Annotated in this window: 1 protein-coding gene and 1 pseudogene; both read right to left on the reverse strand. The window is 65.1% G+C overall.

All coding sequences use genetic code 11. The features are described 5' to 3' along the window. A partial coding sequence (locus FJ980_RS33155) for a spermidine/putrescine ABC transporter ATP-binding protein (RefSeq protein ID WP_140547617.1) occupies positions 1-947 on the reverse strand: 947 nt, incomplete at its 3' end. Continuing rightward, positions 944-1148: pseudogene (locus FJ980_RS33160) on the reverse strand (ABC transporter permease); the annotation flags it as partial. The pseudogene FJ980_RS33160 and the gene FJ980_RS33155, both read right to left, overlap by 4 nt.

Below are 1148 nucleotides of genomic sequence, written 5' to 3' on the forward strand. Positions count from 1 at the left end.
GAGCCGAGATAGATGGCCTCGCCGATACGCCCGGCGAGCCGGTTGCGGCCATCCCCGCCGCCGCCGCGACGAGCAAGCGCCAGCTTTTCGGGACGCAGCAGCATCACCGGCTTGCCGCCATCGGCGAGACGCTTGGCGGTCGCCACTCTCTGGCCTGATATCTCGATCGCCGTCTCCTTGCCGGAAGTGGCGGCGGGGCCGCGCAGCACGGTAGAATCGCCAATGAACTTGCCGACGAAAAGCGTCGCCGGCTCGTCGTAGAGTTCGCGGCCGGTGCCGATCTGCTCGATACCGCCGCGGTTGAACACGGCGATGCGGTCGGAGAGCACCAGCGCCTCCTCCTGGTCGTGCGTCACATAGACGAAGGTGGTGCCGAGTTCGCGGTGGATGCGCTTGATCTCGAGCTGCAGCCATTCGCGCAGTTTCTTGTCCAGCGCGCCGAGCGGCTCATCCATCAGCAGCAGCGGCGGATCGAAGACGATGGCGCGGGCCAGCGCCACGCGCTGCTGCTGGCCGCCCGAAAGCTCGCTTGGAAAGCGATGGCCGAAATCGGCCATCTTGACCATGTCGAGCGCGTGGCGGACACGGCGTTCGCGTTCTGCCCCGGTGACGCCGCGCAGCTTCAGCGGATAGGCGACATTGCGGCCGACCGTCATGTGCGGGAACAGTGCATAATGCTGGAAGACCACGCCGATGTTGCGCTTGTGCGCCGGCACGCCGACCACGCTCTTTTCCCCGACCAGCAGCTTGCCGCTGGTCAGGTCGGTAAAGCCGGCGATCACGTTCAGCGTCGTCGTCTTGCCTGAGCCGCTCGGGCCGAGCAGCGTCATGAATTCACCCGGCTCGATTCGCAGCGACACGCCGTCGAGCGCCTTGAAGGAACCATAGGCCTTGCTTACCGACTCCAGGTCGATCGCCGCACCGCGATTTTCCGCTTTCTGATTCATAAGCCTCCCTTCCGCTCACGGCCAAGAAGCAGCATGCCGCCGCCGATCAGCAGTGTCGTTGCGCATAAGAGGATCGTGCCGACGGCCGCGACCGTCGGGTCGGCGGCGCGCGTGATGGAAGCGAAGATCTGCACCGGCAACGTCTTGAGATAGGGATTGGTGATGAACAGCGACACCACGATCTCGTCGAAGGAGGTGGCG

The organism is Mesorhizobium sp. B1-1-5 (genome assembly GCF_006443065.1).
Lineage (GTDB): Bacteria > Pseudomonadota > Alphaproteobacteria > Rhizobiales > Rhizobiaceae > Mesorhizobium.